This is a genomic window from Oleiphilus sp. HI0086 (assembly GCF_001635225.1).
In genome coordinates, this window is record NZ_LWFZ01000712.1 from 1 (window position 1) to 6,757 (window position 6,757).

At 43.4% G+C, this 6,757-nt stretch carries 5 protein-coding genes; all 5 read right to left on the minus strand.

The window, feature by feature from the left end; translation table 11 throughout:
- On the minus strand, positions 1–1,721 hold a 1,721-nt coding region (locus A3756_RS11580), incomplete at its 3' end, for an efflux RND transporter permease subunit (protein ID WP_197481275.1).
- Entirely contained in the window at positions 1,718–2,899 is a 1,182-nt protein-coding gene (locus A3756_RS11585; RefSeq protein WP_068553539.1) for an efflux RND transporter periplasmic adaptor subunit, read from the minus strand. The genes A3756_RS11585 and A3756_RS11580, both read right to left, overlap by 4 nt.
- 13 nt (positions 2,900–2,912) lie before the next feature.
- The gene (locus tag A3756_RS11590) at positions 2,913–4,010 is read right to left on the minus strand and encodes a hypothetical protein (protein ID WP_068510708.1); all 1,098 of its coding nucleotides are present in this window, start codon (positions 4,008–4,010) and stop codon (positions 2,913–2,915) included.
- Entirely contained in the window at positions 4,010–5,698 is a 1,689-nt protein-coding gene (locus A3756_RS11595) for a GH3 auxin-responsive promoter family protein (protein WP_068510706.1), read from the minus strand. The genes A3756_RS11590 and A3756_RS11595 overlap by 1 nt, the downstream gene beginning before the upstream one ends.
- Positions 5,698–6,531 carry a hypothetical protein gene (locus A3756_RS11600; RefSeq protein ID WP_068510704.1) on the minus strand — a complete coding sequence of 278 codons (834 nt, stop codon included), beginning with the start codon at positions 6,529–6,531 and terminating at the stop codon, positions 5,698–5,700. Before A3756_RS11600 ends, A3756_RS11595 begins: the two co-directional genes overlap by 1 nt.
- Positions 6,532–6,757: the final 226 nt, after the last annotated feature.

The following is a 6,757-nucleotide window of genomic DNA, read 5'->3' on the forward strand; positions in this document are numbered from 1 at the left end:
CGTGAAGCGCCCTCCGGAAAAGCAACTGAGGCATTAACAACCTCTGCATCAATCGCGACGCCCAACGCCACTCTCATCCAACCAGTCGATAGTAAGACCATAAAGATGATAAACATTAAGCTAAAACTAACGATAACCAGTTCTTTATGTTTTAGAGCCATCACTAATAAAGGTTGATATAAACCTTGGTTTAATTTATCGAGGTGTTGGCTGAATTGCTTTTGTATTTTACTTAACAGACTGTCTTTCTTTTCGTCGCTTGATGTTGATGCCTTACGGGATAAGTGCGCAGGTAGAATAAAGATCGATTCCAAGAGCGAAAACACTAGAATACAAATAACTATAATAGGTATCGCCTGCATTAACTGACCCTCGGGGCCTGGTAAGAACAGTAAAGGCAAAAAGGCTACAATGGTTGTAGTGACTGCAAAAAGTATCGGTTTATATACGTCATAGACACCAGCAAGCGCGCCTTCACTACCATATTTTCCTGCCTGATTCTGGCTATGAATTGACTCCCCAACGATCACTGCGTCATCGACCACAATGCCCAGCACTAGTATGAAAGCAAACAGTGACACAATATTGATGGATACATCCAGTGAGGGCATTAATAACAGACTGCCAAAAAACGAAAATGGTATTCCCAGGCTGACCCAAAATGAGAGACGTAAATTAAGAAACAGAACCAAGAGCGCAAAGAGTAGCAAGAGGCCGCTGAATGCATTTTCCAGCAATAAATCAATGCGGCTTTTAAAGTTTTTTGCTTCGTCCTGCCAAACGTATAAGTGCATGTTGTCAGGCAGTTGCTTTTGCTTTATATAGCCTTTAATTGCCTCGGCAATGGTAACAATACTCTGATTGCCAACACGATAGACATCGAGAGAAACCGCTGCACGGTGGTCAAAGGATGCCTGACTTTGCGGGCTATTTCGGTTGTCGATGATGCTCGCAATATCGCCTAGTCTTACCTCGGCACCGTCAGCATTCGAGGCAATAATGATATTTCGATAACCCTCTGCATCACTTTTTTTAGCATCACTGGTGATTAGTACGTCACCGTCATGGGTTTTTAATACGCCACCTGGTAACTGATTTGATTGTTGCCTAATTAGACGACTGATCTCTTCGAAGCTAACTTGATATTGCTCTAAGTTATGTGCCGGGATATAGACTTGTATTTCAGAGTCTTTAACGTCTTCTAGGTCGATGATGCTGATGTTATCGTTTTCGAGGATTTCACTGCGTATGCTTCGCGCCATCTTGCTCATGCTAGCGTAGTCCGCGGTGCCACTGAGAATTAATTTACTAACGCGATTACGTACAATCAATTCCTTGACGGTTGGCTCTTCTGCCTCGTCTGGTAAGGCATCATAGTTTTCGAGACGGCTTTTAACTGTATCTAGTATATCTTTCGTGAGGTAGCCGTCTGCTACGTCAAGAGTCATTGAGCAAAAACCCTCATGCGCAATAGCGCTAAGCTCAAGTGTGCCCTCAATATCATAAATCTGGTTTTCGATTGGCTTGCAGATGCTAGATTCTATGGTTTCAACTGACGCACCAGGCAGGCTCGTATCTATCCCAATACGTTCAAGGGACACATTTGGGATCAGCTCTTTGCGAATATCGGGCAGGCTGATATAACCCAAGGCAAACACGGTAAACATAAGCAAGTTGGCGGCAACCGGATTATGTGCAAACCATGCGATCGCACCTTTCATTGAATTGTACTCGCTACAGGGTGCTCAATAAGCGCGAGATCATTGGCTAGGTAAGGCTCAACTTTCATACCTTCTGCCATTAAATGAAATGAACCGGTAACGATACGTTCGTTTGCATTTAATCCCGCCTTTACGAAGGATAGCTCTTTGCCACGATACACTAGTTCGATATTTTTTCTGTGTAAGCGCATATCGTTATCAATCGTCCAAACAGTGTTGTTGGCAGGTTCAGCACTACGAGGAATTAGCTTTAAATTATTGATTACTTGCCCTTCGATCCTTGCTTCAACAAAGGAGCCTGGTAGTAAGCTCTTGCTAGATTTGTTTGAAGCGTTATTGCTTGAAACTTGCGCAATAACATAAAGAAGCTGATTTCTATCGCGCTCCCCTTCAATTCGGTCGATAAGTCCTTGCCATTGTTTTGTCGGGTTTTGATAGCTGTTCAAGCTAGCAATAGGTTTACTTGTTTTGCCCAAGTAGCCTTTATGATTTAGACCGAGAATTTCAATTTGCTGGTCATTTAACGGGAGTCGGACTTCAACTTCGTCAGTCCCATAGATTGTTGCAACATTTGAGGTAGCCAGTATGTACTCGCCTTCAGTAATACTCAGTTTAATGACTTTGCCATCTATTGGTGCTCTGATTACAGTCTTCTTGAGTTGTTGTTTTGCATAAGCTAAGGCGGCTTCCGCGGCCGAAACTTGACTGCTGGCATGGCGCACCTGTGGTATATGACGCGCATAGTCAGTTGCGTTTCGTTTTAGGCCTTTTTGTGCGACAGCCGCCTTTGCTTTAACTCTGACTAATTCAAGTTTAGTTCGGTCAAGTTCAGCTTGTTTTTGTGCGATATCGAGTACAAAAGGCTGTTGTTCAAGTTCAATGAGAATGTCGCCCTGCTTGACCCTTGCGCCTATACTAAGCTCTTTGCTGACACGTTTGACCAGGCCGGGTACCTGATTGGTAATCTGACGAACTTCTGAGGCAGATACTCTACCGCGACTATAGATTGGAATCGCTTGGCTGCTTTCGATTACCTCTGTGTAAGGAACTCTTGGCGCCAGGTTCTGTTGAGTACTTTGCTCAGGCTCGGGTGCGTTATCGTAGAGCCAAGAAATCAGGCCAAGCGCGACGATAAGCGCGAGGAAGACGGAACGATATTTTTTTAGATACTGCATCATAACTTACTGCTAATTATAGACGTGTTGGTTCGAGATAAAACAAGCCCTGTTGCTTCATTTCTTTGCTCGGGTCATCGCCATAACTAGCGAGATAGTGATTACTTAAAAGCTGATATGCCTTCAAGTTTTTTGCAACTTCGTGTAAAGGGTCGCGCGTATCAAAACCAAAGATAAGCGCCTCATAATCACTTGCGTGATAGGTTTTAAGGATGCAGCTCAGCAAATCTTGAAAGATATCAATCCGGTTGTCGGCACAAAGAACCGTGTGAAGGCTAAGGTAGCTCGCTAAACTTCCAGGACTTGGTAGCTGGAGGCCGCCAAAGAATTTACTCTTAATATTATTGATGTGCCTGAGGGCTTTCATCTTGCCTTGGTAGGATACAAAGCGCGTTTGTTTAAAATCTTTTTGGTTCCATACGGCGCACATACCGATAAGTTCATCGTCATCATAAGCGAGGAAATAATTTTCGATATCGACCCCGCGATAGTAATTGTCTTTGGTGCCAATTTTTGAAAAGTCATAGACAGGGTAAAATTGCTTTGATGGCGCATGCTTATCGAAAAAAGACTGCATCTGAGCTTTATCGGCATTGCTAGCTCGTCGCACTAAAAGTGTTGTGGCTTTATGCTGCTTCTTATACAGATCTACCATATAAGTACGAAATTGTCCGGCCTGGTGATAAGTCGGCAAACTTAGACGGCCACTTCCGACTGAGTTGATAGAGGCTTTATTCTCGTCCAATATCACAGTCTGCATCCACTCATCCTGCATCAGTTCTCGATACTTTTTGAATAAACGTAACAGTGTCCTTCCGCCACGATAATCCTGGTGAATACGTAGATCATTGCCGTAACGGGTTAATCTTTTTTCGCCGTCGACATAAACTTCGCGCTTACCAATACTGAATGAGGCCAACAAGGTCTCTGTTTTATGATCAATCATGACCCAAACATCCGGATCTGTTGTGGTCACCTTTGTTGCATGAAAAAAGTTAGGTGCGCGCTCAAAATTCAGGTGCACTTCTCCTTCCTGTGGCGTTTGATCAATCAGGCGTAGTAGTGCAGCTGAATCACCATCTTCGGCGGGGCGAATTTCGTAGCGCTGGCTCATTAGCTTACGGCCTCGACTCTGTTTTGCTGTTCATTGCTTGCGCTCGAGCATTGAGGAGAGAATAGTTCGTTTTGCCAAAGTACCAGAGGTTCAATTTTAACGTTACCAGCCACCATGCCACGCGCTATCTTATGCGAGGTATAAACCTGCATGGCATCTTCCATGAGCAAAACGTGCGCATGATCGAGCTGACCAAGTTCGCGAGCAAGTTTATAGTGAAAGTTCTGGAGCAAAAATTCTTCTAGTTCGCGATCAAGTTCGACCTGTAGGTTTTTCTGCTCGCAAGTGTTAAGTCTGTTATATGTAGCCTGGTTTTCGCATAACAAAGCATAGCGAGGTAAGTTTGCTTCAGAATAAGAAGGGAGCGCGAGTAAGCTTATTGGCAAAATAGCGTCATGCATGGAAAACTCATTAATAATATTAACTGCCAGCTCTGGCGACAGTTTCTCACCCACCATATCAACACCACTAAGGCGTCCAATGAATTCAAAGCAAGGGCATTGATCTAAAAAGCCGGTTACCTTCAGCTGGTCATTCATCGCGTAGCGAAGTAAACCATTAGAGCTACTTAGAATGGGACGTACATTCTGGCCCTCCGTTAGCTGCCAGCTAGTATGTATTTGATTGGTGTCCAGGTCCTCAAACTCATAAAAGTGACTAGTCAGTGCTAATGGGTATTTCCCCTGAAACGGGAAGCTAATGACGCCTTCAGTGGCCCAAAGGCCCTTTCCTTGAAAACGACAATGGGGAAACAAGTCGCGTAGTTTGTTCGCCCAAATTTTAGATGATGAGGTGTCCCAAGCACTGATGAGACCAAGTTTGGGCCAAAGCATACTTGTCATTTTAGCACTTAACTCACCATCCCAAGCATCTAACGACTTAGCGGCGTCAGGGTTTTTGGGTGCGGATAGATGTGATAAGCCAGAAAGAGTCTCAGGCCACTGACCGGAGTTTAGTACTTCAACGATAAGAGGCTGCTTATCTTTGATTAACTGTAACAGGCTTAGCGCAAAGGTTGGGCTCCATACCGAGATAAACGACAAGTCCCGGCAAGCAACTAAATAGCATGCCGTTGCAATTGAGGATTCCTCAGAAGTATTCGCAAGTGAAATGGCTTCAGGAACAGCCATTGTCCCTGACATAAACAAACGCTTCCACCAAGGGAGAAGTTGCAAGTCATCGTTAATGCTGCTCGTAAGTTTATTCCTTAGATCGCTCGGGACCCATGACAAAGACCAATAATGTTTGCCTTGCTTTATCTCAGGAAATTGTCGGTATAAGTCTGCCATCCAGGGACTAATTGCCTGATCTAATTCATCGAGGAAGGCTTGATTGTAGGGAATCCACTTCATTTTAGAGGTGGAACCACTCGTGGGCTGATAACGCTCGCACTTGATGTTGCTTAAAACATTTTCTCGGCCGGCTTGCTGGCGCTCTATTTGCTCGTGCCAAACATCATAATCGCTAATTGGCAATGTTTGGAACTCGGAGAGGCTGCTATTTTCCCTAAGGTGATACTTGGCTGCGGATTCAGTTCCTGAAACGCTTTCTAGTATTCCCTGAAGAATCGATAATTGCGACTCTTCTACTGAACGACAAGCGCTGCGGAATCTTGCGCCACCCTTGTTGGATAGCGCGTGTGACGCAACATGCAAACCTTTCGAAGCAAGCGAGCCGAGAAATGACATTAAGATAGCTCCAAATTCTGTGAATCAGCTCTTTGGCGCAAATCATCACCCAGCTCTTTGCTGACCTGACCTGCTTTTTGACGAAGACTCTGCCGACTCTGTTTTTTCTTGAAAGGAATCATATTACGCTGCATGAAATCGAGTAACATACTTATAGTTACTTCGCCCGCGCAAGGTAGTTCAGTACCTTTCTCCCACGTTGGGTTAAGTTTTGCGAAGTGGTCGATATCACGGTTTTCATCTCTCATTTCTGGCGTAATGCAGGCAACACCTTCCTTGAGGTTTTGATATTCGTCACCAAAATCGAGTAAGCGGCTTTTTGAACAGTAAGCGCTCGGATAAAGCTTGTTACAGTATTCATCAACAATACTCTCTAGCTTCGGGTTATGATGTTGATGACAGGGATAAAATTGGTGAAAGTTGTTCGTCATCAATAAGTAGGTTTTATAGCCCTTAGAAATTAGTAGCCAGAACACATGCTTTCTAGGGTTCTTGAGTTTTGTCGAAAATAACTTTATTGCGAAAGCTTTTTGAAGTGATTTATCTCCCCAATACGCCTTATCAACGACGGTATCACCACTGAATATACCGATAGCTTTTTCATTACCATGATCTAGCTCTAATTCGGTCCATGTTGAGAAACCGATAATTCGTTTGCTTAGTTTATCCTCAAGTATAAAAACTCCCGTTTTATTGCCCATATCTGTCGCAAACGTTTCAAACTCGGCGTTATTGTAATACTGGACAAATAACTTATGCATTTCGATAAGTTGAGGAACAGAAATATTCTTTATTGAATAGAAGCGAGTTGATAATTTATTTTTGTTTGTCATGCCATTTCCCTGCTTTAAACCTTAATAATGCACTAGACATAAAAAGGCTATATCGATTTAAATCAGATCAATAGCAAACGCCCCCCAGCATTCACTAAAACTAAAATTCAGTTTTCTCTGACATACAATTTCAAACCTCGAAAGCAGACAAATGTTCGCTATAATAAAAATGCAACAGATTAATCTATCGTTAGTAATAATTAGACAGACAAATCTTGATACTCGA

Excerpts from the sequence above, each read along its gene's own strand:
- A3756_RS11590 (WP_068510708.1), bottom strand. The coding sequence starts at position 4,010 with ATGAGCCAGCGCTACGAAATTCGCCCCGCCGAAGATGGTGATTCAGCT.
- A3756_RS11585 (WP_068553539.1), bottom strand. The coding sequence starts at position 2,899 with ATGATGCAGTATCTAAAAAAATATCGTTCCGTCTTCCTCGCGCTTATC.
- A3756_RS11595 (WP_068510706.1), bottom strand. The coding sequence starts at position 5,698 with ATGTCATTTCTCGGCTCGCTTGCTTCGAAAGGTTTGCATGTTGCGTCA.
- A3756_RS11600 (WP_068510704.1), bottom strand. The coding sequence starts at position 6,531 with ATGACAAACAAAAATAAATTATCAACTCGCTTCTATTCAATAAAGAAT.